General features: G+C 54.3%; 25 protein-coding genes. 21 read left to right on the top strand and 4 right to left on the bottom strand.

What is annotated here, in order from left to right:
* Window positions 1-62 precede the first annotated feature (62 nt).
* Entirely contained in the window at window positions 63-347 is a 285-nt protein-coding gene (locus AC6I8T_RS16440) for a YciI family protein (RefSeq protein ID WP_208723732.1), read from the bottom strand.
* Window positions 348-356: 9 nt separating this feature from the next.
* Window positions 357-1,376, bottom strand: a complete 1,020-nt coding sequence (locus AC6I8T_RS16435) for an aminopeptidase (RefSeq protein ID WP_021184528.1) — start codon at window positions 1,374-1,376, stop codon at window positions 357-359.
* A gap of 246 nt (window positions 1,377-1,622) precedes the next feature.
* Between AC6I8T_RS16435 and cysG the strand changes: the two genes are divergently transcribed.
* From cysG to rpoS, 13 genes are all read left to right on the top strand, one after another.
* The gene (cysG, locus tag AC6I8T_RS16430; protein WP_497834147.1) at window positions 1,623-3,038 is read left to right on the top strand and encodes a siroheme synthase CysG; all 1,416 of its coding nucleotides are present in this window, start codon (window positions 1,623-1,625) and stop codon (window positions 3,036-3,038) included.
* Between the two features lie 9 nt (window positions 3,039-3,047).
* Window positions 3,048-3,956, top strand: a complete 909-nt coding sequence (cysD, locus tag AC6I8T_RS16425; RefSeq protein WP_021184526.1) for a sulfate adenylyltransferase subunit CysD — start codon at window positions 3,048-3,050, stop codon at window positions 3,954-3,956.
* 10 nt (window positions 3,957-3,966) lie between these two features.
* Window positions 3,967-5,394, top strand: a complete 1,428-nt coding sequence (gene cysN / locus AC6I8T_RS16420) for a sulfate adenylyltransferase subunit CysN (RefSeq protein WP_208723735.1) — start codon at window positions 3,967-3,969, stop codon at window positions 5,392-5,394.
* Window positions 5,394-5,999, top strand: coding sequence for an adenylyl-sulfate kinase (cysC, locus tag AC6I8T_RS16415; RefSeq protein WP_021184524.1), 606 nt, complete (start codon window positions 5,394-5,396; stop codon window positions 5,997-5,999). The genes cysN and cysC overlap by 1 nt, the downstream gene beginning before the upstream one ends.
* Window positions 6,000-6,053: 54 nt before the next feature.
* On the top strand, window positions 6,054-6,374 hold the full coding sequence (locus tag AC6I8T_RS16410; protein ID WP_021184523.1) for a DUF3561 family protein: 321 nt from the start codon (window positions 6,054-6,056) through the stop codon (window positions 6,372-6,374).
* Window positions 6,375-6,545: 171 nt separating this feature from the next.
* Window positions 6,546-6,863 (top strand): cell division protein FtsB, encoded by a 318-nt coding sequence (gene ftsB, locus AC6I8T_RS16405; protein ID WP_036626556.1) that lies wholly within the window; start codon window positions 6,546-6,548, stop codon window positions 6,861-6,863.
* A gap of 3 nt (window positions 6,864-6,866) precedes the next feature.
* Window positions 6,867-7,583 (top strand): 2-C-methyl-D-erythritol 4-phosphate cytidylyltransferase, encoded by a 717-nt coding sequence (ispD, locus tag AC6I8T_RS16400; protein WP_021184520.1) that lies wholly within the window; start codon window positions 6,867-6,869, stop codon window positions 7,581-7,583.
* Complete coding sequence (gene ispF, locus AC6I8T_RS16395) at window positions 7,583-8,065, top strand: 2-C-methyl-D-erythritol 2,4-cyclodiphosphate synthase (protein WP_302474912.1); 483 nt, start codon at window positions 7,583-7,585, stop codon at window positions 8,063-8,065. The genes ispD and ispF overlap by 1 nt, the downstream gene beginning before the upstream one ends.
* The gene (gene truD / locus AC6I8T_RS16390) at window positions 8,062-9,105 is read left to right on the top strand and encodes a tRNA pseudouridine(13) synthase TruD (protein WP_021184518.1); all 1,044 of its coding nucleotides are present in this window, start codon (window positions 8,062-8,064) and stop codon (window positions 9,103-9,105) included. The genes ispF and truD overlap by 4 nt, the downstream gene beginning before the upstream one ends.
* Window positions 9,086-9,847: a 5'/3'-nucleotidase SurE gene (surE, locus tag AC6I8T_RS16385; RefSeq protein ID WP_036626555.1), complete on the top strand. Its 762-nt coding sequence runs from the start codon at window positions 9,086-9,088 to the stop codon at window positions 9,845-9,847. The genes truD and surE overlap by 20 nt, the downstream gene beginning before the upstream one ends.
* Complete coding sequence (locus tag AC6I8T_RS16380) at window positions 9,841-10,467, top strand: protein-L-isoaspartate(D-aspartate) O-methyltransferase (protein ID WP_021184516.1); 627 nt, start codon at window positions 9,841-9,843, stop codon at window positions 10,465-10,467. Before surE ends, AC6I8T_RS16380 begins: the two co-directional genes overlap by 7 nt.
* 160 nt (window positions 10,468-10,627) lie before the next feature.
* The gene (nlpD, locus tag AC6I8T_RS16375; RefSeq protein ID WP_208723738.1) at window positions 10,628-11,716 is read left to right on the top strand and encodes a murein hydrolase activator NlpD; all 1,089 of its coding nucleotides are present in this window, start codon (window positions 10,628-10,630) and stop codon (window positions 11,714-11,716) included.
* A gap of 50 nt (window positions 11,717-11,766) precedes the next feature.
* On the top strand, window positions 11,767-12,759 hold the full coding sequence (gene rpoS, locus AC6I8T_RS16370; protein WP_013510222.1) for an RNA polymerase sigma factor RpoS: 993 nt from the start codon (window positions 11,767-11,769) through the stop codon (window positions 12,757-12,759).
* A 166-nt stretch (window positions 12,760-12,925) separates the two neighbouring features.
* Here the strand turns inward: rpoS and mutS are convergent, their stop codons facing one another.
* Window positions 12,926-15,487 (bottom strand): DNA mismatch repair protein MutS, encoded by a 2,562-nt coding sequence (gene mutS / locus AC6I8T_RS16365; RefSeq protein WP_497834146.1) that lies wholly within the window; start codon window positions 15,485-15,487, stop codon window positions 12,926-12,928.
* Between the two features lie 345 nt (window positions 15,488-15,832).
* Between mutS and mltB the strand changes: the two genes are divergently transcribed.
* Window positions 15,833-16,915, top strand: coding sequence for a lytic murein transglycosylase B (mltB, locus tag AC6I8T_RS16360; protein WP_021184513.1), 1,083 nt, complete (start codon window positions 15,833-15,835; stop codon window positions 16,913-16,915).
* An 86-nt stretch (window positions 16,916-17,001) separates the two neighbouring features.
* Entirely contained in the window at window positions 17,002-17,340 is a 339-nt protein-coding gene (locus AC6I8T_RS16355; RefSeq protein ID WP_497829437.1) for a zinc ribbon domain-containing protein YjdM, read from the top strand.
* A 34-nt stretch (window positions 17,341-17,374) separates the two neighbouring features.
* On the opposite strand, the gene AC6I8T_RS16350 is transcribed toward AC6I8T_RS16355, so the two are convergent.
* Window positions 17,375-18,262 carry a dihydrodipicolinate synthase family protein gene (locus AC6I8T_RS16350; protein WP_021184511.1) on the bottom strand — a complete coding sequence of 296 codons (888 nt, stop codon included), beginning with the start codon at window positions 18,260-18,262 and terminating at the stop codon, window positions 17,375-17,377.
* Between the two features lie 167 nt (window positions 18,263-18,429).
* Here AC6I8T_RS16350 and tam point away from each other — a divergent pair, with 167 nt between their 5' ends.
* The 6 genes from tam to csrA all read left to right on the top strand — a co-directional run bounded on the left by tam (window position 18,430) and on the right by csrA (window position 24,783).
* Complete coding sequence (gene tam, locus AC6I8T_RS16345) at window positions 18,430-19,206, top strand: trans-aconitate 2-methyltransferase (protein WP_497834145.1); 777 nt, start codon at window positions 18,430-18,432, stop codon at window positions 19,204-19,206.
* A 100-nt stretch (window positions 19,207-19,306) separates the two neighbouring features.
* Window positions 19,307-19,801: a nicotinamide-nucleotide amidase gene (gene pncC, locus AC6I8T_RS16340; protein ID WP_208723742.1), complete on the top strand. Its 495-nt coding sequence runs from the start codon at window positions 19,307-19,309 to the stop codon at window positions 19,799-19,801.
* 96 nt (window positions 19,802-19,897) lie between these two features.
* Window positions 19,898-20,968 (top strand): recombinase RecA, encoded by a 1,071-nt coding sequence (gene recA / locus AC6I8T_RS16335; RefSeq protein ID WP_021184507.1) that lies wholly within the window; start codon window positions 19,898-19,900, stop codon window positions 20,966-20,968.
* 106 nt (window positions 20,969-21,074) lie between these two features.
* On the top strand, window positions 21,075-21,584 hold the full coding sequence (locus tag AC6I8T_RS16330; protein ID WP_497834144.1) for a regulatory protein RecX: 510 nt from the start codon (window positions 21,075-21,077) through the stop codon (window positions 21,582-21,584).
* 136 nt (window positions 21,585-21,720) lie between these two features.
* On the top strand, window positions 21,721-24,348 hold the full coding sequence (gene alaS / locus AC6I8T_RS16325; RefSeq protein WP_208723743.1) for an alanine--tRNA ligase: 2,628 nt from the start codon (window positions 21,721-21,723) through the stop codon (window positions 24,346-24,348).
* A 249-nt stretch (window positions 24,349-24,597) separates the two neighbouring features.
* A complete protein-coding gene (gene csrA, locus AC6I8T_RS16320; protein WP_013510212.1) occupies window positions 24,598-24,783 on the top strand; it encodes a carbon storage regulator CsrA in 186 nt (61 codons plus the stop codon).
* The last annotated feature ends 80 nt before the right edge of the window (window positions 24,784-24,863 follow it).

Here is a 24,863-nt window from a genome sequence, read left to right as displayed (position 1 = left end):
GCGCGATTTATCGCGCGGTGTTTAAAAGACGCGCGATTTATCGCGCCGCTACGGTTCAGTGATTAAATTCCAGTTAATGCCGCAAATGCCTCACTGGCACGCGTCACATTCACCTTGGTTACGTCGTAATTCGCCACCGCGACAAAGGGGTCTTCCGCCAGGATCGCATCCAACTCAGCACGTTCCATATCCTTCACCAGCACCATGCCGCCGGTACGCGGATCTTTACGTCCAGCCGCAATAAACGCGCCGCTGGCGAAATAGCGATCCAGCCACTCAATATGTGGCGCGAGCAGCGTTTCCACTTCGGCCACCGGGCGGAAATAGTTCAGATAAACTACGTACATATCAGATCCTCAGGTTGTTGGATTCGCCAGCTCGGTGAGCAGTGGCAACAGAATTTTCACGCTATCACGCGTGCGTTGCGTGATACGCCCCGGTAGCCAGTGGTCGAGATAGTTCAAACTATCACGTTCGGTTTGGTGGCGTACGCTGCCATCCGGGAAGTGGCGGCTGCGTGCGCGCTGCTGTTGGCCATCTTTATTACCCAGCGCCCAGTTGCTGGCCGTCACGTCCAGCAGCGGCAACCCGGCTTTATCGAAGGGATTCACACCCGGATAATCCCGTGCGGTTAAGGTATGGGTCACAGCAGATATCCCCAGACGGTGCGCCAGTTGCACGGCACGGCCGCTGGTTTGCTTACGCACGGCGGAGGGGGTATTGATCCCGCTATTAAAGTAGAGATGATCACCCACGATCAAACTGTTCAGATCAATCACCAACAGGGTGTTTTTCTTCTCTTTGGCATCCATACGCGACAGATAATCATCCATCCCGTGCAGCCCGGTTTCACCGGCACTCAGCGCCACAAAGCGCACGCCATAATGCAACGGCGTTTTGCTTAACTGTTGCGCCAGCTCCAGCATTACGCCAAGGCCGGAGGCGTTGTCATCCACGCCCTGTAAACGCAGACCGCCAAGGTTGTTGTCGGTTTCACGGCTGCTGAGTGGCGTCCAGGTATCAAGATGCGCCACGATCAGGATCTCCTGTGGCGCGCTACCGGCACGCGCGGCGATCACTGAAGTGGCAGTGACTTTGTGCCAGCGCATCTGACCCTGTTTTTCGCGCCAGTTATAACCGGTATTAAACTGACGGGTATTGCTCTGATAACCTAGCTGAGTGAACTGCTGACGCAGGTAATCCGCCGTCATCAGCTCTGCCGGGCTACCACTCATCCGGCCTGGAAAATAGGTTGCGATATGGCGCAATTGTTGTTCGGCAAACTGCCCGGGTACGCTGTCTGTGGCCTGAGCAAGGAGAGGAAAACCGCCCGCTATCACTGCTGCCAGCAGGGCGCGGCGGAGGGTGGCAAACATAATGTGTCCTTTTCTGACATCCCGTCATGCTAAAAAAAATCTGCTTTAGTATGAAACTGTGACCGGTATTACACAATTTGAATTGCTCCGAAACGCCAGCAATATCATTTGCTAAGCACAAAATGTTCTCAACAATCCCGGCCCGTTATTCCATTCGGTAACTACTCATTCCAATTCGTAATTTCATCTGCCAGAAGGCAGGGACGTATAGTCGCGTTAACTTATTGTAAAACTGACAAGGTTAACGTGGATTATCTGCCTCTTTTTGCCGATCTCAAAAACCGTCCGGTGCTGGTTGTCGGCGGTGGCGACATTGCTGCGCGCAAAATCGAGCTGCTGCGACGCGCCGGGGCACGCGTGCTGGTCGCTGCGCGTGAGCTGGGCCATGAGTTGCAGGCGCTGCATGAGATTGCGGCGATTGAGTGGATTGCACAGACCTTTGATGAGGCGCAGTTGGATGGCGTGTTTCTGGTGATTGCCGCCACCGATGACAACGCCCTCAACAGCCAGGTATTTGAAGCAGCCAACGCGCGTCACAAGCTGGTGAACGTGGTGGACGACCAGCCGAAATGCAGCTTTATCTTTCCCTCGATTGTCGATCGTTCGCCGCTGGTGGTGGCGATCTCCTCCAGTGGCACCGCGCCGGTGTTGGCTCGCCTGCTGCGCGAAAAAATTGAAGCGCTGCTGCCGGCCAACCTTGGGCAAATGGCCGAGGTTGCCGGGCAATGGCGTGACAAAGTGAAACAGCGTTACCGTCAGATGTCAGAACGCCGCCGTTTCTGGGAACGAGCCTTTAACGGCCTGTTTGCCAGCCAGATGGCAGCGGGTAACGTCAATGAAGCGCGTCGCACCCTGGATCGCGAGCTGGAAAACGACAGTGACAATCAGGGCGAAATTACCCTGGTGGGTGCAGGCCCTGGCGACAGTGGTTTGCTGACGCTCCGTGGCTTGCAGGTCATGCAACTGGCCGATGTGGTGCTGTATGACCATCTGGTCAGTGACGAGGTGCTGGAACTGGTGCGTCGTGATGCTGACCGGATTTGTGTTGGCAAACGCGCCGGTGCTCATTCTGTCCCACAGGAAGAGACGAATCGCCTGCTGGTGCAACTGGCGCAGCAAGGTAAACGCGTGGTGCGCCTGAAAGGTGGCGATCCCTTTATTTTTGGCCGTGGCGGCGAAGAGTTACAGGCCGCCAAAGCTGCCGGTATCCCGTTTCAGGTGGTGCCGGGTATTACCGCAGCCGCAGGCGCAACTGCCTATGCCGGTATCCCTTTAACTCACCGTGACCATGCGCAAAGCGTGATGTTTATTACCGGTCAGTGCCGCGCAGACAGCAACGGCATCGACTGGCCGTCACTGGCACGCGCACGTCAGACGCTGGCGATCTATATGGGCACGGTGAAGGCGGCGGAAATAGCCACCGGACTGATAGAACATGGGCGCGATCCGGCGACACCTGTCGCGGTGATTGGTCGCGGTACGCGTCAGGATCAACAGGTGCTGACCGGCACCTTAGATCAGTTGGAGGCGCTGGCCGCCGTCGCGCCGACGCCAGCCTTGCTGGTGATTGGTGAAGTTGTGAATTTGCACGGGCAACTCGCCTGGTTTCAACATTCAGCACAGCAGGGGACTCGCGAGTCCGCCGTTGTCAATTTGGCTTGAGGAAAAATTATGGACCAAAACCGACTCACTCATCTGCGCCAACTGGAGGCAGAGAGTATCCATATCATCCGCGAGGTGGCGGCCGAGTTCAGTAATCCGGTGATGATGTACTCCATCGGCAAAGACTCCTCGGTGATGCTGCATCTGGCGCGTAAAGCCTTCTATCCGGGTACGCTGCCATTTCCGCTGCTGCATGTTGATACCGGCTGGAAATTTCGCGAAATGTACGAGTTTCGCGATCGCACCGTCAAGGCGATGGGTGCAGAACTGCTGGTGCACCGTAACCCGGAAGGGGTCGCTATGGGCATCAACCCGTTTGTGCATGGCAGCGCTAAGCACACCGACATCATGAAAACCGAGGGCCTGAAGCAGGCGCTGAATAAATATGGCTTCGATGCGGCCTTTGGTGGCGCGCGTCGCGATGAGGAGAAATCCCGCGCCAAAGAACGTATCTATTCGTTTCGCGACCGCTTCCACCGTTGGGATCCGAAAAACCAGCGCCCGGAACTGTGGCACAACTACAACGGCCAGATTAACAAAGGTGAGAGCATCCGCGTGTTCCCGCTTTCCAACTGGACCGAACTGGATATCTGGCAGTACATCTTCCTCGAAAACATCGAGATTGTGCCACTGTATCTCGCGGCACCACGTCCGGTACTGGAGCGCGATGGCATGTTGATGATGGTGGATGATGACCGCATCGACCTGCAACCGGGCGAAGTAATCAAACAGCGTATGGTGCGTTTCCGTACCCTCGGCTGCTGGCCGCTGACCGGTGCGGTGGAGTCCGAAGCACAAACGTTGCCGGAAATTATTGAAGAGATGCTGGTCTCCACTACCAGCGAACGCCAGGGCCGTGTGATTGACCGCGACCAGGCCGGTTCGATGGAACTGAAGAAACGTCAGGGTTATTTCTAAGGAGACGCAGATGAATACCGTTATTGCACAACAGATTGCCGATCAGGGCGGCGTGGAAGCCTGGCTGACCGCGCAACAACATAAAAGCCTGCTGCGTTTCCTGACTTGCGGTAGCGTTGACGATGGCAAAAGTACGCTGATTGGCCGTCTGCTGCACGATACCCGCCAGATTTATGAAGATCAGCTCTCTTCGCTGCACAATGACAGCAAGCGTCATGGCACCCAGGGCGAGAAACTCGATCTGGCGCTGCTGGTGGATGGTTTGCAGGCCGAGCGCGAGCAGGGCATCACCATTGATGTGGCCTATCGTTATTTCTCGACCGAGAAGCGCAAATTTATCATCGCCGACACGCCGGGACATGAGCAGTACACCCGTAATATGGCGACCGGTGCGTCCACCTGTGATCTGGCGATCCTGTTGATCGATGCGCGTAAAGGCGTGCTGGATCAGACCCGCCGTCACAGCTTTATCTCCACACTGCTCGGCATCAAGCATCTGGTGGTGGCGATCAACAAAATGGATCTGGTGGCGTACAAACAGGACGTGTTTGAACAGATCAAGCAGGACTACCTCGATTTCGCCGCGCAGTTGCCTGAAGACCTCGATATTCGCTTTGTACCGATGTCGGCGCTGGAAGGGGATAACGTGGCATCGCCGAGCGAAACCATGCCGTGGTACAGCGGCCCGACCCTGCTCGACGTGCTGGAAACGGTGGAACTGAAGCGCGTGGTGGATCATCAGCCGATGCGTTTCCCGGTGCAGTACGTGAATCGTCCAAACCTCGATTTCCGTGGCTATGCCGGTACGCTGGCGTCGGGTGTGGTCAAGGTCGGCCAACGCGTGAAGGTGCTGCCATCGGGCGTGGAATCGACGATTGCGCGCATCGTGACCTTTGATGGCGATTTGCAGGAAGCTGCTGCCGGAGAAGCCATTACCCTGGTGCTGGAAGACGAGATCGACATCAGCCGTGGTGACCTGCTGGTTGATGCGGGAGCCGAGCTGAAATCGGTGCAATCCGCCACCGTTAACGTGGTGTGGATGGCCGAGCAGCCGCTACAGCCGGGCCAGAGCTATGACGTGAAGATCGCCGGTAAGAAAGCGCGTGGCCGGGTGGAAAAAGTGATCCATCAGTTCGACATCAACACGCTGGAAAAACGCAGCGCCGACAGTCTGCCGCTTAACGGCATTGGTCTGGTGGAAGTCACTTTTGATGAGCCGATGGTGCTGGACAAATATCGCGACAACCCGGTAACGGGCGGCATGATTTTTATCGATCGCCTGAGCAACGTTACCGTGGGTGCCGGATTGATTGAAGAACCGCAGAGCGCTAACCACGCCCAGGCAAGCCAGTTCAGCGAATTCGAGCTGGAGCTGAATGCGTTGATTCGTCGTCATTTCCCGCACTGGAATGCACGCGACCTGTTGGGTGGTCAGTAATGGCGCAACACGATGAAAACGTGGTGTGGCACGATCATCCAGTGACCCGTGCTGAGCGTGAGCAGCAGCACGGCCATCAGGGTGTGGTGCTGTGGTTTACCGGGCTGTCTGGCTCGGGCAAATCCACGGTGGCCGGGGCGCTGGAGCAGGCGCTGCATCGGCTTGGCGTCAGTACCTATCTGCTGGATGGTGACAACGTGCGTCACGGCCTGTGCCGTGACCTCGGCTTCAGTGATGACGATCGTAAAGAGAACATTCGTCGCGTCGGTGAAGTGGCCAAACTGATGGTGGATGCCGGGCTGGTGGTGCTGACGGCCTTTATTTCGCCGCATCGCGCTGAACGTCAGATGGTGCGTGACCTGCTGGCGGATGGGCAGTTTGTGGAAGTGTTTGTCGACACGCCGCTATCGGTGTGTGAAGCGCGCGATCCGAAAGGATTGTATAAAAAAGCGCGAGCCGGAGAACTGCGCAATTTCACCGGTATCGACAGTGTTTATGAGGCGCCAGAGGCGCCGGAAATCCACCTCGATGGTGAACAATTGGTTACAAAACTCACCGCCCAATTGTTAGACCTGCTGCGTCACCGCGATATCATCAGATCCTGAATAGACAGCGGCAAATCACCACGATTTGCCGCGATTAGCGTCAACAGGAACTCTATGCAGAACGTTACCCCTATGCTGGCACGCAAAGATGAACGCACCCAGGATGAGCCTCGCTCGTCGCTACCGGGTGGTGTGATTGGTTTTCTCTCGTATTGGTGTGCGCTGGCAATTCCGTTCCTGCTCTACGGTTCCAATACGTTGTTTTTCTTCCTCTATACCTGGCCGTTCTTCCTTGCTCTGCTGCCAGTATCGGTGCTGATTGGTATTGTCCTCAGCCTGATGATGCGTGGTCATCTGTTCTGGAGTGGGGTGGTGACGGCGATCGTGGTGGTATGCCTGTTCTGGCTACTCTTCTCATTTCTCTCCGGCTGGTAGGCCGTGCCTGATGTGCAAACGCGTCGGCAGGTTACAAAACTTTACCTGCCAATCGCCGCACCAGTGAATCAATATTTGTACGGACAATCGTCCGTAAACGGCATTTTCGCTGCTGGAGTGGAGTCCGGCGCGAAGTTATGGGATGATTGAGCCGTTTTTCAGGGGGCTGGGATGGGAAAACTGACGCTATTACTACTCGTTTTGCTCGGCTGGCTTCAGTATTCGTTGTGGCTGGGCAAAAACGGGATCCATGACTATACGCGCGTCAATGATGATGTTGCGTCACAACAGGCGAATAACGCCAAACTAAAAGCGCGTAACGATCAGCTGTTCGCCGAAATTGACGATCTCAACGGCGGCTCTGAGGCTATTGAGGAGCGCGCACGTAATGAGCTGGGCATGATCAAGCCTGGTGAAACCTTCTATCGTCTGGTGCCAGACCAGAGCAAACGTAACGCGCAACAAGCTGCGCAAAATCAACAACGATAAACCATGAACAACCACTCTTCCTCTGCGGATGTGATCGCCGTAGTGCCCGCTGCCGGTATTGGCAGCCGCATGCAGGCTGCCTGCCCGAAACAGTATCTGACCATCGGTCAACTTACCCTTCTTGAACATAGCGTTGCTCGTTTGCTGGCACATCCTGCGGTTAAACAAGTGATTGTTGCTATCAGTCCCGATGATGGCTGGTTTGATTCGCTGCCATTGGCGCAGGACACACGCGTGCTGCGCGTCACCGGCGGTGAGACACGCGCCGAGTCGGTGCTGGCCGGTTTGCAAGCGGTGACGCACGGGGAGTGGGTGTTGGTGCATGATGCGGCGCGGCCGTGTCTGCATCCTGATGATTTAGCGCGTCTGCTGGCGGTGCGTCAGCACAGCAAAGTGGGCGCGATTCTGGCGGCACCGGTGCGCGATACCATGAAGCGCGCCGAACCGGGTAAAGCCGCCATTGCGCACACCGTTGAGCGTGAAGATTTATGGCACGCGCTGACGCCACAATTTTTCCCCCATGCGCTGCTGATGGCCTGCCTGACGCGTGCCCTGAATGAGGGCGCGACCATCACTGATGAGGCCTCGGCGCTGGAATACTGCGGTTACCATCCCGAACTGGTGAGCGGCCGCAGTGATAACATTAAGGTGACGCGGCCAGAAGACCTGGCGCTGGCGGCCTTTTATCTTACCCAGATTCAGTTAAAGGAGAGCGCATGATGCGTATCGGTCACGGTTTCGACGTCCACGCCTTTGGAGGCGAGGGTCCTCTGGTGATTGGTGGGGTGCGTATTCCCTTCGAACACGGTTTTATTGCTCATTCTGATGGCGACGTGGCACTGCACGCGTTGACCGATGCGCTGCTGGGCGCAGTGGCGATGGGAGATATCGGTAAACTGTTCCCTGATACCGATCCGGCTTATAAAGGGGCGGATAGCCGTGGTTTGCTGGGCGAAGCCTGGCGCCGTATTCAGCAGAAGGGTTACCAGATCGGTAACGTTGACGTCACCATCATCGCCCAGGCGCCGAAAATGCTGCCGCATGTACCGCAGATGCGTGTGAATATCGCTGAAGTTCTTGGCTGTCATATGGATCAGGTGAATGTTAAAGCGACCACCACGGAAAAACTGGGTTTTACCGGGCGTGGCGAAGGTATTGCCTGTGAAGCTGTGGCACTGCTGGTGAAGGTGGCTGGCGCATGAGTGAACTGCTGTACCTGCACGGTAAGCCGCGCGCCACCGGCGTGATTAAAGCCAATCCAGAAGATTTTGTTGTCATTGAGGATCTTGGTTATCCCTATGACGGCGAAGGTGAACAGTTGCTGGTACGCATCCGTAAAATCGGTTGCAATACCCGCTTTGTCGCCGAAGCGCTGGCGAAATTTCTCGGCGTGCATGTGCGTGATCTCAGCTATGCCGGGATGAAAGACCGCCATGCGGTGACCGAGCAGACGCTGTGTTTCCGTTTACCGGGCAACGCGATGCCTGATCTGTCTGAATTTAAGCTGGAAGGCGTAGAAATCCTGCAGGTGGTGCGCCACAAGCGTAAACTACGTACCGGTGCGCTGGCGGGGAATGCGTTTCGTCTGGTGATCCGTCAAATCTCGGATCAGACTGTGGTGGAACAGCGTTTACAGAAAATTCAGAAAAGCGGTGTGCCGAACTATTTTGGTGAGCAGCGTTTTGGCCGTGAGGGTAATAATCTGACCCAGGCACAGCAGTGGGCGCAGGATCGATTCCGCCCACGCGATCGCAACAAAAAAGGCTTGTTGCTCTCGGCCACCCGCAGTCATCTGTTTAATCAGGTCACCAGCGCGCGTTTGCAGCGAGACGGCAATCTCGACGCGGTGATGAGCGGCGATGCCTTGCAACTGACCGGGCGTGGTAGCTGGTTCGTCGCGCAGACAGAAGAATTGACTGAACTGCAACAGCGCGTGAATCAGGATGAACTGCGGATCACTGCGCCGTTGCCTGGTCGTGGCGACTGGGGCACCCAGGTGGAAGCGCTTGAATTTGAACAGCACAGCCTGGCAGGTGCGGCAGAATTGATTACACTGCTTGAGCGTGAACGTGTTGATGCGGCACGCCGCGCGATGCGTGTGGTGCCAAAGGACTTGCACTGGAACTGGTGGGATGATGTGACGCTGGAGATGGCGTTCTGGCTGCCTGCGGGCAGCTTTGCTACCAGCGTCGTGCGTGAGCTTCTCCAACAAGAAGGTAACGATGCGGATATTGCTGAGTAATGATGACGGCATTCATGCTCCGGGCATTCAGACCCTGGCGCGCGCACTGCGCCAGTTTGCTGAAGTCCAGGTGGTCGCACCCGATCGCAATCGCAGCGGCGCGTCAAACTCGCTGACGCTCGAGACACCGCTTCGTACCTTTACCCATGAAAATGGTGATATCGCCGTGCAGATGGGCACCCCGACCGACTGCGTGTTTCTGGGGGTGAATGCCCTGATGCAACCGCGTCCGGATATTGTGGTCTCCGGTATCAATGCCGGTCCCAATCTCGGTGATGATGTGATTTATTCCGGCACCGTGGCCGCCGCGATGGAAGGTCGCCATCTTGGCTTACCGGCGCTGGCGGTATCACTGAATGGGCATCAACATTATGCCACGGCTGCCGCTGTTACCTGCGCGTTGTTGCGGGCGTTAACGCGTGAACCGCTGCGCACCGGTCGTATTCTCAATATCAATGTGCCTGATCTCCCGCTGGAGGAAGTGAAAGGCTTCCGCGTGACGCGTTGTGGCAGCCGTCATCCTGCCGACCAGGTCATCTGCCAGCAAGATCCGCGTGGCAACACCCTGTACTGGATTGGGCCGCCGGGAGAGAAACTGGATGCTGGCCCGGATACCGATTTTGCCGCGGTGGATGCGGGTTATGTCTCGATCACCGCGTTGCATGTTGACCTGACCGCCCCGGCGGCGCAGGTGGTGTTAAGCGATTGGTTGACCCAGGCGGAGGTGGATTTGGCATGGTGAACCGGCGCGTTGAAACCTTGTTGGCGCAACTGCGCGCCCAGGGTATCCATGATGAACATCTGCTGAAAGCCATCGCCGATGTGCCGCGTGAGCGTTTTATCGACGAAGCCTTCGAACACAAAGCCTGGGACAATGTCGCGTTGCCGATCGGTAGTGGGCAGACCATTTCACAGCCCTATATGGTGGCGCGCATGACGGCATTGCTGGAACTCAATGCTGACGCGCGCGTGCTGGAAATTGGCACTGGTTCAGGCTATCAGACGGCGATTCTGGCCCATCTGGTCAATCACGTTTATTCCGTAGAACGCATCAAAGGGTTGCAGTGGCAGGCGAAACGCCGCCTGAAGCAACTCGACCTGCATAATGTTTCAACTCGCCACGGTGACGGCTGGCAGGGCTGGGCCGCACGCGGTCCGTTCGATGCCATTATCGTTACGGCGGCACCTCCTGAAATTCCGACTGCGCTGATAGCACAATTGCGTGACGGCGGCAGAATGGTGCTGCCGGTTGGGGAAGATCAACAAGTGTTAAAACGTCTGCGCCGTCAGGGGGATGAGATGATCGAAGAGATTATCGAACCCGTCCGCTTTGTGCCTTTAGTACAGGGCGACCTGGCCTGAAGCTCTTCGTACTTGTTCACAACTGTTACATGGCACGGCGCAGTTGATCTTGTTACTATCCTTGTTAATCAATGCTAAAGGCCGTTTCACCTGCATTATGCAGTGTAAAATGCGGTTACGCAGACACAGTCATATCCAGGATTGCCATCACGGGGGATCAATGAGCACGGGAAGCACAACATTTCAATTACGCCGTCTGGCGGCACTGACACTGGTCGGATTTTGGCTGACAGGCTGTAGCTCCAGCGATAATACACAAGCACCCATCAGCCAGATCGGTGGCAACGGTGGTATGAGCGATACCTCGGGTGGCGGCGTACCTACGATGCCGCACGGCGGAATGTTAAGCGGTGGCGTACCTTCTGCACCGCCATCGGGCGGAATGATTAGTGGTAATAATAATGTGACGACGCAAAATGGTCGCATTGTGTACAACCGCAATTATGGGAATATTCCGAAAGGTAGCTATGGTGGCGAAACTTACACCGTTAAACGTGGCGACACCTTGTTCTATATTGCGTGGATTACCGGCAATGATTATCGCGACCTGGCGCAACGTAACAACATCCCCGCCCCGTATAGCCTGAACGCCGGGCAAACGTTGCAGGTTGGGAACGGTGCCGGACAGTCAATTACCGGTGGTAACGCTATCACTGCCGCTGATGCAACTCAGGGTGGCGTACCTGTCACACCGGGTTCTTCGCAAATTAAATCTGCCCCGGTTGCACAGCAACCTGTTATTACGTATTCTGATGATTCGGGTAATTCTTCAGGCAGCAAATTGTTGCCGTCGAAAGGGGCAAATAATGTGGCAACGACCACAGCTCCGGTTATCGCACCACCCACAGTCAGCAGCACGACGGATAGCACAACCCCGGTGGGAAGCTGGCGTTGGCCGACTGATGGGAAGATTATCGATAACTTCTCCGCTGCGGAAGGCGGAAACAAAGGGATCGATATCGCCGGTTCGCGTGGACAACCTGTTGTCGCCACTGCTTCGGGTAGGGTGGTATACGCAGGCAACGCGCTCCGTGGGTACGGTAATTTAATCATCATCAAACACAATGATGACTACCTGAGTGCCTACGCCCATAACGACACAATGCTGGTCCGGGAACAACAGGAAGTTAAAGCTGGGCAAAAAATAGCTACGATGGGTAGCACCGGAACCAGTTCAGTACGATTGCATTTTGAAATTCGTTACAAGGGGAAATCCGTAAATCCGTTGCGTTACTTACCGCAACGATAATCCGGCAGAACCCAGGTGTTCTGCCCTTGGATCACGGGTAGGAGCCGCTTATGAGCCAGAATACGCTGAAAGTTAACGAGTTACACGAAGATGCGGAATTCGAGGAGAACGGAGCTGAGGTTTTTGATGAGAAGGCTCTCGTTGAGAACGAACCTGGTGATAACGATGTAGCGGAAGAAGAGTTGTTGTCACAGGGTGCGACGCAACGCGTTTTGGATGCGACGCAGCTCTACCTCGGAGAGATTGGTTATTCTCCATTGTTAACGGCGGAAGAAGAGGTGTTCTTTGCCCGCCGCGCATTACGAGGCGACATTCCTTCTCGTCGCCGCATGATTGAAAGTAACTTACGTCTGGTGGTGAAAATTGCCCGTCGTTACAGCAATCGTGGTCTGGCGCTGCTGGATCTGATTGAAGAGGGTAATCTCGGCCTCATTCGTGCTGTAGAGAAGTTTGATCCGGAACGTGGATTCCGCTTCTCGACTTACGCCACATGGTGGATTCGTCAGACCATTGAACGGGCAATCATGAACCAAACCCGTACTATTCGTCTGCCTATCCACATTGTTAAAGAGTTAAATGTCTATCTGCGTACCGCGCGTGAACTTTCGCACAAACTCGATCATGAGCCGAGTGCCGAAGAGATTGCCGAACAGCTGGACAAACCGGTTGATGATGTAAGCCGTATGCTACGTCTCAACGAGCGTATTACCTCGGTTGACACACCGTTGGGTGGTGATTCCGAAAAAGCGCTGCTGGATATCCTGGCCGATGAAAAAGATAACGGCCCGGAAGACACCACGCAGGACGATGATATGAAACAAAGCATCGTTAAGTGGTTGTTTGAACTGAATGCCAAGCAGCGTGAAGTGCTGGCGCGTCGTTTCGGCCTGTTGGGCTATGAAGCGGCAACGCTTGAAGATGTGGGCCGCGAAATCGGTTTGACCCGTGAGCGTGTTCGTCAGATTCAGGTGGAAGGGCTGCGTCGTCTGCGTGAAATTTTGCAGACTCAGGGCCTGAATATTGAAGCGCTGTTTCGTGAATAAACCGTAATCGCTACATAAAAACGGTGACCACCTGGTCACCGTTTTTTTATGCCTGCGATTCAGGATGGTGATTGACACACGATCCCTTAAGCAGGGTTGTAGACCCTGGTGCTGATGTACATTCAGTAGCGGCGCGATAAATCGCACCGCTACTTCTAACTCATTGTCATAACAGCGTTTTTAGGCGATATATCCACTCCAGCGCCTGACGTGGCGTCAAGGTATCGGGATCCAATGCTTCCAGCGCTTCCACTGCCGGTGAGGTGTCCGCTACCAGTAATGGTAACTGAGAACCTTCCACCGTCGAGGCGGCAGTGCTCCCCGACAGCGCTTCCAGCTCCTTCAACTTGTGACGGGCTCGTTTGATCACTTCTTTCGGTACACCCGCCAGCGCCGCTACGGCAAGGCCATAACTTTTGCTGGCCGCGCCATCCTGCACGCTGTGCATAAACGCGATGGTGTCACCGTGCTCCACGGCATCCAGGTGCACGTTGACCACGCCTTCCATTTTTTCCGGTAGCGTTGTCAGCTCGAAATAGTGGGTGGCGAATAGCGTCATGGCTTTGATACGGTTAGCCAGGCTTTCGGCGCAGGCCCACGCCAGCGACAGACCATCATAGGTTGAAGTGCCGCGACCGATTTCATCCATCAACACCAGGCTATGCTCGGTGGCGTTATGCAGAATATTGGCCGTTTCGGTCATTTCCACCATAAAGGTAGAACGCCCGGACGCCAAATCGTCAGCCGCCCCCACGCGGGTAAAGATGCGATCGATAGGGCCGATCACCGTCTCTTCAGCAGGCACGAAGCTGCCGATCCAGGCCATCAGCGCAATCAATGCCGCCTGACGCATGTAAGTACTTTTACCGCCCATGTTGGGGCCGGTAATAATCAGCATGCGTCGCTGTGCCGACAGCGAAAGCGGGTTGGCGATAAAGGGTTCTTTCAGAACCTGCTCCACCACCGGGTGTCGACCTCCCGTGATGCGGATCCCCGCTTTCTCCTGAAGCACCGGACGGCAATAGTTGAGGGTCCAGGCGCGCTCCGCCAGGTTACTCAGTACATCGAGTTCGGCCAGCGCCGCCGCGCTTAATTGCAGGGCTTCAAGATGTGGCAGCAGGCGGTCAAACAGCTCGTCGTACAGGCCTTTTTCCAGAGCCAGCGCTTTCCCTTTTGAGGTCAGCACCTTGTCTTCGTACTCTTTCAGCTCAGGAATGATATAGCGCTCGGCATTCTTAAGCGTCTGGCGGCGCACATAATGAATGGGCACCAGATGGCTTTGACCACGGCTAACCTGAATGTAGTAACCATGAATTGCGTTAAAGCCAACTTTAAGCGTATCCAGCCCCAGTTTTTCCCGCTCACGAATTTCCAGGCGGTCAAGGTAATCGCTGGCACCGTCGGCCAGCGCGCGCCACTCATCCAGTTCGGCGTTATAACCTGGAGCAATCACCCCGCCATCACGCACCAGAACTGGCGGTGATTCAATAATGGCATTTTCCAGCAATTCGCGCAGTTCGCTGAACTCGCCCATCTGGCTACGCAACTGCGTGAGTTGTGGCGCGTTCACTGTTTGCAGTAGGGTATTCAGCTCCGGCAACTGCTGGAAGGCATGGCGCATACGCGCCAGGTCGCGCGGGCGTGCGGTGCGCAACGCCAGACGGGCAAGGATACGTTCCAGATCACCAATCTGACGTAAAACCGGTTGTAGCTCTTCGCTGTGCACCTGTAATTCCGCAATCGCTTCCTGACGGCGTGCGATGGTGTCGACATCACGCAATGGCATATGTAACCAGCGTTTCAGCATACGACTGCCCATCGGCGTGACGGTTTTATCCAGCACGGCGGCCAGGGTATTGTCGGTGCCACCGGCGAGATTTTGCGTGATTTCCAGATTGCGACGCGTGGCAGCATCCATGATCACGCTATCCTGCTGGCGTTCCATACTGAGCGAGCGGATATGCGGCAGTGAGGTGCGTTGGGTATCTTTGACATATTGCAGCAGACATCCCGCCGCGCGCAGCGCCAGATGCGCCTGTTCAACGCCAAAACCGTTGAGGTCGCGCGTGCCAAATTGTAGGTTTAACTGCTGGCGTGCAGTATCGATTTCATATTCCCAAAGTGGGCGACGACGCAGGCCGCGTCGTTGGTCGATAAGCGACATCGCCTGAAAATCTTCGGGATAGAGTAATTCGGCCGGGTTAGTACGCTGCAACTCGGCAGCCATCGTTTCCTGATCACCGGGTTCGCTCAGGCGAAAACGTCCTGAACTGATATCCAGCGTGGCGTAGCCAAAACCACGCTGGCTCTGGAAAATGGCGGCCAGCAGGTTGTCCTGACGCTCCTGTAGCAGCGCTTCATCGCTGATGGTTCCTGGGGTGACAATACGTACGACTTTGCGTTCGACCGGACCTTTGCTCAACGCGGGATCGCCAATTTGCTCGCAAATTGCGACCGATTCTCCTAACTGGACCAGTTTCGCCAGATAACCTTCAACGGCGTGATAGGGGACACCTGCCATCGGAATGGGTTCGCCTGCTGACGCACCACGTTTGGTGAGAGAGATTTCCAGCAGCTGCGAGGCGCGTTTTGCGTCATCGTAAAAAAGCTCATAAAAATCGCCCATGCGATAGAACAACAGAATGTCAGGATGATCGGCCTTCAGACGCAGGTATTGCTGCATCATGGGCGTATGGGCGCTGAAGTCCATTTGCTCTGCTCCTTTCATCTCTTTCTCACTTTATATTTACTCTTTGATGACCTGCGGCGCATGGTTGCCACAGGGGAAGATGTCGTCATCACGATGGGGCAACAACGAAAGAGGGGATGTTACCATTTTTACGGCATCTCCTTCATCCGCCCACGGGCTTTTCGGTTGCCGACCATAACAAATTGCTGTGTCAGGAAAAAATAAAAAAACGGGAAAAGAGTAAAGTATGGAGATGGGTCGCAAATTTTGTCTGACAGTACGATGGCAGAGATAACTGACGTAAATTTAAGATATTGCCCTGTAAGTCGGGTATCTGAACGATTAATATGTGTGCTTTAGTTTCGTCTGGTTTATGGATATCCGATGCGTTTTAAGGTTGCTTTTCTCCCGCTTATTGCTCTGCTTGCTGCCTGTAGCAGTAAGCCTCATACATCTCAGCAGCCCGCTGTTGTTTCTGCCCCGCAGGGGGGCTTTTTACTGGATGCATCCCATGCAAATCAGCCCATGTTTGGCGATTTTGCCGGTAATCCCGCTGCTGAAAAATTTATTGACGAGATGGTGGCGAAGCATGGTTTTGACCGCCAACAATTGCATGCGGTAATTGGTCAGGCAAAGCGGTTGGATTACGTGCTGCGTTTGATGGACCAACAGGCACCAAGCTACACACCACCCACTGGGCCTAACGGTGCCTGGATTCGTTATCGCAATAAATTTATCACCCCTGATAATGTGCAAAACGGCGTTGCCTTCTGGAATCAATACCAGGATGCGCTGCAACGTGCCCAGCAGGTATATGGCGTGCCGCCGGAAATTATTGTCGGCATTATTGGCGTAGAGACGCGCTGGGGCCGGGTAATGGGTAAAACCCGTTTGCTGGATGCGCTGGCAACCCTTTCGTTCAGCTATCCACGCCGTGCAGCCTACTTTAGCAGTGAGCTGGAAACCTTCCTGCTGATGGCGCGTACCGAACAGGATGACCCGCTGGATCTCCGTGGTTCTTTTGCCGGGGCGATGGGGTACGGCCAGTTTATGCCTTCTTCGTATAAGCAGTATGCGGTCGACTTCAACGGCGACGGACATATCAATTTGTGGGATCCGGTTGATGCCATCGGCAGCGTCGCTAATTACTTCAAAGCGCATGGCTGGCGGGCTGGCGAGACGGTTGCCGTCCCCGCCAGTGGCCAGGCACCTGCACTGGAAAATGGTTTTAAAACCATGTACCCGGTCAGCATGCTGGCAGCGAGTGGTTTGACGCCTCAAGGTTCGCTTGACGGTAACCAGCAGGCCAGTTTGTTGCGCCTCGATCTCGGCACCAGTTATCAATACTGGTACGGGCTGCCCAATTTCTATGTCATAACTCGCTACAATCACAGCACGCATTATGCTATGGCGGTGTGGCAACTGGGTGAAGCTGTCAGCAAAGCGCGGCAGGGTGCGATATTTTAATGCTGTCCTTACAGTTAGTAAGGAGATAAGATGGCGCCCCTTTTGCGGCGCCATCTTTGCCGCGACTTTTTCTCTGAGGAGCGCTTATGAATACCTTACCGGCCTGTCCTGAATGTCACGCTGACTATACCTGGCAGGATGGCGAGAAGCTGAACTGTCCATCTTGCGGCCATATCTGGTCTCTGGGTGCTGACGATGCAGCAACTGATGGACTGGTGGTGCGCGATGCAAATGGCAACCTGCTGGTGGATGGTGATAGCGTCACCGTTATCAAAGATCTGAAAGTCAAAGGTAGCTCTTCAACCCTGAAAATCGGCACGAAAGTTAAAAGCATTCGTCTGGTTGAAGGCGATCACAATATCGATTGTAAAATCGATGGTTTTGGGCCGATGAAGCTCAAATCTGAGTTCGTGAAAAAGAACTGATGATCGGACGGCTTAGCGCCGCCCGTATTCCTCTTTATGCCAGCAGGCGATCGATTTCCGCGCACTGCGCTGCACTCAATTCACCGCCGTAGTTGCGCGAATGACTGGCCATTGACTCAAAACGGCGGGCGACGGCAGTTTTGATAGTAGTGACAAAATCATCACCAATGGTATAGATCGCCATTAATTGACCGATGCGTTGTTGAATGGTGGTTAACTGGCGCAAATCTCCTGCGCGCCACGCCTGCATTGCCTGCGCAAACAATTCCGGCACGATATTATTCAGACCTGAAATCACGCCAGCTCCCCCTGCCAGCAGATTAGGCAGCAAGTATTCGTCATACCCCGACAGCACGGCAAAATCGCTACGGACTTTTCGTGTTTCTTCAATCAGCGCACGATTGTGTGACAGGCAATCGACGGTATCTTTAATCCCGATAAAATTGGGCAATTCTGCCGCCAGCTCAGCCACCAGGGTCGGTGTCAGATCGCAACCAGTGCGCGCTGGGAAATTATAGGCGAACCATTTGCCACCCAATTGTCGGTCGAGAGCTTTAAAGTAGCTCAGCAATTGTTTTTGCGTCTGACCATAGTAATAAGGCGGCAGCACCATCACCGCATCAAAACCGTTTTGCCATGCGCTTTCAGCCAGTTGCAGCATATCTGGCACGCAGGTACTGGACACGTTCGCGACCATCGTTAATGGCGAGAGCTGGCGGGCTTCACGCAGCAAACGCAGCCTTTCCGGCTGGGTGAGCGAAGCAAATTCGCCAATGCTGCCCATTAACAAAATTGTATCAATTCCTGAATCATTGAGCCGGGAAAAGTGGCGACCCAGGGCATCAACATCCACGTTACCGTGGCTATCAAAAGGGGTTACCGACGGACACCAGACACCAGCCAGTGCAGGTTGTGTAGCCATAGCAAACTCCTTGTTATGAAAAAATGAAACGTCGTTTTAACTTAATGCCCATTGTCATGACTGACCAGACCCTGATGTTAAAAAAGGTGAGATACCGCACTTTTCCTCCCTGCAAAGTGGAAAAAGCGGGTAGTGTTTGGTTCTTCGGGTAAAACAGGAGCGTTCAAATGCAAGACTGGAATCCACAGCTGTATCGGCAGTTTGAATCAGAAAGGACTCGGCCAGCCCGCGAGTTGCTGACACGGATTGCAACCCCTGATGTGCGCCATGCCACGGATTTGGGGTGTGGGCCGGGTAACAGTACTGAATTGTTGGCACAGGCATGGCCGGAAGCGATCGTCACCGGCATCGACAGTTCAGAGGCCATGTTGGAGCAGGCACGCGAGCGCCTTCCGGATTGCCGTTTTGCGCAGGCTGATATTCGTCATTGGCAGGCGGAGCAACCGCAGCAGGTGATTTACGCCAACGCCTCATTGCAATGGTTGGGCGATCACCAGACTTTGCTGCCGCATCTGGTCAGTCAGCTCGATATCGGTGGTTCTCTGGCGATTCAGATGCCTGATAACCTTGAGGAACCCTCACATCGCCTGATGCGTGAAGTGGCGGCGACTGAGCGTTGGCGAACTCATATTTCGCCCCAGGCTGCCGATCGTAAACGCTTACTTACCACCGAACAATATTATGATTTGCTGAACGATGCTGGCTGTGAGGTTGATATCTGGCGCACCACTTATTACCACGTTATGTCCGATGCGCAGGCCATCATTACCTGGTTGCGTGCAACGGGATTGCGTCCTTTCCTCGCTGGTTTGGATGAAAGCCAGCAAAAGGCCTTTTTAGCGGAATATCATCAGCGATTAATTCCTGCTTATCTGAGCCGTAGCAATGGCAAGGTTTTGCTGGCTTTCCCGCGTCTTTTTATGGTGGCGATGAAAACCCGCTGAAACTTGTGGAAGCCCGCGCGCAAAACGCGACATCAGGGTTGAAAAGGGCCCTTCGCTGCACCATTTCCTGTTAACGTGAGCGCCAGATAAGGAGAAGGCGATGAACGATGCACAGTTACAACAGTTGAGTCGTCACATTGGCGAACAGCTGAAAATGCGCAAGGCAACCATTACTGCGGCGGAGTCCTGTACTGGCGGCTGGATTGCAAAAGTATTTACCGATATCAGCGGCAGTTCTGCCTGGTTTGAACGCAGTTTCGTTACCTACAGCAACGAGGCTAAACAGCAGATGGTTGGCGTGCAGGCCAGCACGCTGGCGCAGTTTGGTGCGGTGAGTGAGCAAACGGTGCGCGAGATGGCCGCAGGGGCCGCGAAAGAAGCAGCGGCGGAGTATGCCATTGCCGTCAGCGGTATTGCAGGGCCGGATGGCGGCACGCCGGATAAGCCGGTTGGCACCGTCTGGTTTGGCTTTGCCGGACCGGAAGGGCGCGTAGTGGCGCAGTGCCAACGCTTTGATGGCGACCGTGATGCAGTGCGGCGTCAATCCGTCGCCTGGGCGTTGCAAACGCTGCATGATGAATTTCTGACAAATTAAACTTGATACTGTATGACTGTACAGTATAATTACCGGCAACAGAACGCGAGCTGGCATACAGAAATGCCTGCTTACCCGGCATGATTAGGAGTGGAAATGGCGATTGACGAAAACAAACAGAAGGCTTTAGCTGCCGCGCTGGGCCAGATTGAGAAACAATTTGGTAAAGGCTCCATCATGCGCCTGGGTGAAGACCGCTCGATGGACGTTGAAACCATCTCCACCGGTTCTCTGTCACTGGATATCGCACTGGGTGCGGGTGGCTTGCCAATGGGCCGTATCGTCGAGATTTATGGCCCGGAATCTTCAGGTAAAACCACGCTGACCTTGCAGGTGATTGCCGCAGCACAGCGCAAGGGTAAAACCTGTGCCTTTATCGACGCTGAACATGCGCTGGATCCGGTTTACGCGAAAAAACTGGGTGTTGATATCGATAACCTGCTGTGTTCTCAGCCGGATACCGGTGAGCAGGCGCTGGAAATTTGTGACGCGCTGGCGCGTTCCGGTGCGGTCGATGTCATCATTGTTGACTCCGTTGCTGCGCTGACGCCGAAAGCCGAAATTGAAGGCGAGATTGGTGACTCCCATATGGGTCTGGCTGCACGAATGATGAGCCAGGCGATGCGTAAGCTGGCCGGTAACCTGAAGCAGTCCAACACGCTGCTGATTTTCATTAACCAGATTCGTATGAAAATTGGTGTGATGTTCGGTAACCCGGAAACCACCACCGGTGGTAACGCACTGAAATTCTATGCTTCCGTACGTCTCGATATTCGCCGCATCGGTGCCATTAAAGAAGGTGACGAGGTCGTGGGTAGCGAAACGCGCGTGAAAGTGGTGAAAAACAAAGTTGCGGCACCGTTCAAACAGGCTGAGTTCCAGATTATGTACGGTGAAGGCATCAATACCTTCGGTGAACTGGTCGATCTGGGCGTGAAGCACAAGCTGGTTGAAAAAGCGGGTGCCTGGTACAGCTATAACGGCGACAAGATTGGTCAGGGTAAAGCCAACGCGACCAACTTCCTGAAAGAGAACCCGGCGATTGCCAATGAAATCGATCAGAAGCTGCGCGATATGCTGCTGACCGGTGCAACCGCCACTGGTGCTGCTGCGGATGTTTCCGCTGACGACTACGAAGAAGCCAGCGAAACCAACGAAGATTTTTGATACCTCAACGGGAGCGTTCTGCTCCCGTTTTGTTTTTCCCCGCCAGCACTTTCCCTCTTTGAATTCTTGCTTTACCCTGCGCCACTGTCTGAACAAGGTAGATCATATGTCATCATCACCGACACCCGCGCCAACGTTTTCCCGCTTACTGGATCGTGCGATGCGTATCCTGTCTCAGCGTGATCACAGCCGTGAAGAGCTGAAGGGAAAACTACAACTTTCCAATCAGCGCTCAGCCTGGATGAAGCAGGAAGCGGTCGAACCGATCCCGGATGAACTGCTGGATCAGGTGGTTGATTGGTGTCAGCAAAACGGTTGGTTAAACGATCAACGTTTCACGGAGCGTTTTATCCTGAGCCGCAGTTGCAAAGGTTATGGCCCACAACGTATCCGTATGGAGCTGCAACAAAAGGGCATCGCGCGCGATGAAATTGACCAGGCGCTGTTTGATACTGAGGTCAACTGGGTGGCGTGCGCCGCTAACCTGGCAACGCGCAAGTTTGGCGATCCGTTACCAAAAGACTGGGCAGGGAAGAGCAAGGTCCAGCGTTTTTTGATGACAAAAGGCTTTTTGATGGAAGATATTCAGGCCATTTTCAGAAATTTTGATGACTGAAAGGCGATGGGATTTTACTTCCCACTGAAGAAAATTTATCTTATTCCCACTTTTTGTTCCTCAGTCAGCGGTGGGTCGGGCGCATGCGGCTTGCCAGACGAAAGGGAACGTTCGTTAGCGTGATTCCAGGAAATTTATGAGCAAGAGCACTGCTGAGATCCGTCAAGCGTTTCTCGACTTTTTTCATAGCAAGGGACATCAGGTTGTAGCCAGCAGCTCCCTCGTACCGAACAACGACCCGACGCTGCTGTTTACCAACGCCGGGATGAACCAGTTTAAAGACGTTTTCCTCGGTCAGGATAAGCGCGATTACTCGCGTGCGACCACGGCGCAGCGTTGTGTGCGTGCCGGTGGTAAGCACAACGATCTCGAAAACGTGGGCTACACTGCACGCCATCACACCTTCTTTGAAATGTTGGGCAACTTCAGCTTTGGCGACTATTTCAAAAAAGACGCGATTGCATACGCCTGGGAACTGCTGACGGGTGAGCAGTGGTTTAAGCTGCCGAAAGAACGTCTTTGGGTCACCGTCTATGAAACGGACGATGAAGCCTATGACATCTGGGCGAATGACATTGGTATTCCGCGCGAACGTATTATTCGCATCGGTGATAACAAAGGTAGCGCTTACGCTTCTGATAACTTCTGGCAGATGGGTGATACCGGCCCGTGCGGCCCGTGCAGTGAAATCTTCTTCGATCATGGCGATCATATTTGGGGTGGCCCGCCGGGAAGCCCGGAAGAAGATGGCGACCGTTACATTGAAATCTGGAATATCGTGTTCATGCAGTTCAACCGTCAGGCCGACGGTACCATGCTGCCGCTGCCAAAACCTTCGGTGGATACCGGCATGGGCCTGGAGCGTATTGCCGCGGTATTGCAGCACGTAAACTCCAACTACGAAATCGACCTGTTCGCCAAACTGATTAAATCAGTGGCTGAAGTGACGGGTGCGAATGACCTCAGCAACAAATCACTGCGCGTTATTGCTGACCATATCCGTTCCTGTGCTTTCCTGATTGCTGATGGTGTGATCCCTTCGAATGAAAACCGTGGTTATGTGCTGCGTCGCATCATTCGTCGTGCAGTACGTCACGGTAATATGCTTGGCGCAAAAGATGCCTTCTTCTACAAACTGGTTGCACCGCTAATTGAAGTGATGGGTTCAGCGGGTGAAGATCTGCAACGCCAGCAGACTCAGGTAGAGAATGTCCTGAAAGCAGAAGAAGAGCAGTTCGCGAAAACGCTGGAGCGTGGTCTGGCATTGCTGGATGAAGAGCTGGCAAAACTGCAAGGTGATACTCTTGATGGTGAAACCGTCTTCCGTCTCTATGATACCTTCGGCTTCCCGGTAGACCTGACAGCAGACGTCTGCCGTGAGCGTAATCTGAAGATCGATGAAGCTGGTTTCGAAGTGGCGATGGAGCAGCAACGCCAGCGCGCACGCGAAGCCAGTGGCTTTGGTGCCGATTATAACAGCGTAATTCGTATTGACTCGGCCTCGGCATTTAAAGGCTACGACCAGTTGGTATTGGCTTCCACGGTGCAGGCGCTGTTTGTTGACGGTCAAGCGGTTGATCAGGTCAGCGCAGGGCAGGACGCGGTAGTGATACTGGATGAAACGCCGTTTTACGGTGAGTCAGGCGGGCAGGTGGGTGATACCGGTGTACTGGCTGGGAATAATGCTGAATTTAGCGTCCAGGATACACAGAAGTATGGTCAGGCGATTGGTCATATCGGTAAGCTTACTCAAGGTCAATTGCGTGTCGGCGATCGCCTGAATGCACAGGTTGATGAAGAGCGTCGCGCACGTATTCGCCTGAACCACTCGGCGACACACCTGCTGCATGCCGCGTTGCGTCAGGTTCTCGGTGACCATGTAGCGCAGAAAGGCTCGCTGGTAAACGACAAATACCTGCGTTTCGACTTCTCCCATTTTGAAGCGATGAAACCGCAGGAAATCCGTCAGGTTGAAGATATCGTCAACGCCCAGATTCGTCGTAACCTGGCAGTTGAAACCAATATCATGGACCTGGAAGCAGCCAAAGCGAAGGGCGCAATGGCGTTGTTTGGCGAGAAATACGACCAGCGCGTACGCGTGCTGAGCATGGGTGATTTCTCCACTGAGCTTTGTGGTGGTACGCACGCAGCACGTACCGGTGATATTGGCCTGTTCCGCATTCAGTCTGAGTCAGGTACCGCAGCAGGCGTGCGTCGTATTGAAGCCGTTACCGGTGAAGGCGCTCTGGCGCAAGTCAATGCGCAAAGCCATCAGTTGCAGGATATCGCGCATCTGGTGAAAGCCAACAGCAGCAATCTGAACGAAAAAGTGCGTGGTCTGGTGGATCACGTACGTGCTCTGGAAAAAGAGTTGCAGCAACTGCGTGACCAGCAGGCAGCGCAAGAGAGCGCATCCCTCAGTAGTAAAGCCGTGGATGTGAAAGGCACCAAGCTGCTGGTGAGCGAACTGAGCAACGTTGAGCCTAAGATGTTGCGTACTATGATGGATGACCTGAAAAACCAGCTTGGTTCCGCGATTATCGTGCTGGCAACCGTTGCTGAAGGCAAAGTGTCATTGATTGCCGGGGTAACCAAAGACCTGACTGACCGTGTCAAAGCGGGTGAACTGGTCGGTGAGCTGGCCGCACAGGTCGGTGGTAAAGGCGGTGGTCGTCCGGATATGGCACAGGCGGGTGGTACTAATCCGCAGGCGCTGGCCGGTGCGCTTGCAGGTGTGCAGGACTGGGTTAGCGATCGACTGTAACGAAATAAAACTAAGCATCGTGAGGAGCGCCAGGAACAGATGTTCCGGCGCTTTTTAACGCGATGTGCACCAGGTAATGACAAAGTCAGGTTGAGGCAGTGTATTTCGGCTAAACTAACTATCAGCAGAATGTATTGGCGTGACAAACCACAATGGTGTATTTGTCATAGACATTGTTCGGCAGTATATGATGGATATGGCCGGGAACCCGAACAGGCCCGACTCTTTTAATCTTTCAAGGAGCAAAGAATGCTTATTCTAACTCGTCGAGTTGGTGAAACCCTCATGATTGGCGATGAGGTGACTGTAACGGTGCTGGGAGTTAAAGGTAACCAGGTCCGTATTGGCGTCAATGCACCTAAAGAGGTTTCAGTGCATCGCGAAGAGATCTATCAGCGCATCCAGGCAGAAAAAGCTCAGCCTACGAGTTACTAACGGATTCAGCGCCTCGCTTTGCGGCGAGGCGCTACCGCTTTTCCCCTGCTTTTCTGTTTTTCCTGTTATTTTCCTCTTTC

The organism is Pantoea sp. X-Soil-OKNW-556 (assembly GCF_059730695.1).
This window is presented reverse-complemented; position numbering and strand designations above follow the sequence as displayed.

Excerpts from the sequence above, each read along its gene's own strand:
- AC6I8T_RS16440 (WP_208723732.1), bottom strand. The coding sequence starts at position 347 with ATGTACGTAGTTTATCTGAACTATTTCCGCCCGGTGGCCGAAGTGGAA.
- AC6I8T_RS16435 (WP_021184528.1), bottom strand. The coding sequence starts at position 1,376 with ATGTTTGCCACCCTCCGCCGCGCCCTGCTGGCAGCAGTGATAGCGGGC.
- cysD (WP_021184526.1), top strand. The coding sequence starts at position 3,048 with ATGGACCAAAACCGACTCACTCATCTGCGCCAACTGGAGGCAGAGAGT.
- cysN (WP_208723735.1), top strand. The coding sequence starts at position 3,967 with ATGAATACCGTTATTGCACAACAGATTGCCGATCAGGGCGGCGTGGAA.
- cysC (WP_021184524.1), top strand. The coding sequence starts at position 5,394 with ATGGCGCAACACGATGAAAACGTGGTGTGGCACGATCATCCAGTGACC.
- AC6I8T_RS16410 (WP_021184523.1), top strand. The coding sequence starts at position 6,054 with ATGCAGAACGTTACCCCTATGCTGGCACGCAAAGATGAACGCACCCAG.
- ftsB (WP_036626556.1), top strand. The coding sequence starts at position 6,546 with ATGGGAAAACTGACGCTATTACTACTCGTTTTGCTCGGCTGGCTTCAG.
- ispD (WP_021184520.1), top strand. The coding sequence starts at position 6,867 with ATGAACAACCACTCTTCCTCTGCGGATGTGATCGCCGTAGTGCCCGCT.
- ispF (WP_302474912.1), top strand. The coding sequence starts at position 7,583 with ATGCGTATCGGTCACGGTTTCGACGTCCACGCCTTTGGAGGCGAGGGT.
- truD (WP_021184518.1), top strand. The coding sequence starts at position 8,062 with ATGAGTGAACTGCTGTACCTGCACGGTAAGCCGCGCGCCACCGGCGTG.
- surE (WP_036626555.1), top strand. The coding sequence starts at position 9,086 with ATGCGGATATTGCTGAGTAATGATGACGGCATTCATGCTCCGGGCATT.
- AC6I8T_RS16380 (WP_021184516.1), top strand. The coding sequence starts at position 9,841 with ATGGTGAACCGGCGCGTTGAAACCTTGTTGGCGCAACTGCGCGCCCAG.
- nlpD (WP_208723738.1), top strand. The coding sequence starts at position 10,628 with ATGAGCACGGGAAGCACAACATTTCAATTACGCCGTCTGGCGGCACTG.
- rpoS (WP_013510222.1), top strand. The coding sequence starts at position 11,767 with ATGAGCCAGAATACGCTGAAAGTTAACGAGTTACACGAAGATGCGGAA.
- mutS (WP_497834146.1), bottom strand. The coding sequence starts at position 15,487 with ATGAAAGGAGCAGAGCAAATGGACTTCAGCGCCCATACGCCCATGATG.
- mltB (WP_021184513.1), top strand. The coding sequence starts at position 15,833 with ATGCGTTTTAAGGTTGCTTTTCTCCCGCTTATTGCTCTGCTTGCTGCC.
- AC6I8T_RS16355 (WP_497829437.1), top strand. The coding sequence starts at position 17,002 with ATGAATACCTTACCGGCCTGTCCTGAATGTCACGCTGACTATACCTGG.
- AC6I8T_RS16350 (WP_021184511.1), bottom strand. The coding sequence starts at position 18,262 with ATGGCTACACAACCTGCACTGGCTGGTGTCTGGTGTCCGTCGGTAACC.
- tam (WP_497834145.1), top strand. The coding sequence starts at position 18,430 with ATGCAAGACTGGAATCCACAGCTGTATCGGCAGTTTGAATCAGAAAGG.
- pncC (WP_208723742.1), top strand. The coding sequence starts at position 19,307 with ATGAACGATGCACAGTTACAACAGTTGAGTCGTCACATTGGCGAACAG.
- recA (WP_021184507.1), top strand. The coding sequence starts at position 19,898 with ATGGCGATTGACGAAAACAAACAGAAGGCTTTAGCTGCCGCGCTGGGC.
- AC6I8T_RS16330 (WP_497834144.1), top strand. The coding sequence starts at position 21,075 with ATGTCATCATCACCGACACCCGCGCCAACGTTTTCCCGCTTACTGGAT.
- alaS (WP_208723743.1), top strand. The coding sequence starts at position 21,721 with ATGAGCAAGAGCACTGCTGAGATCCGTCAAGCGTTTCTCGACTTTTTT.
- csrA (WP_013510212.1), top strand. The coding sequence starts at position 24,598 with ATGCTTATTCTAACTCGTCGAGTTGGTGAAACCCTCATGATTGGCGAT.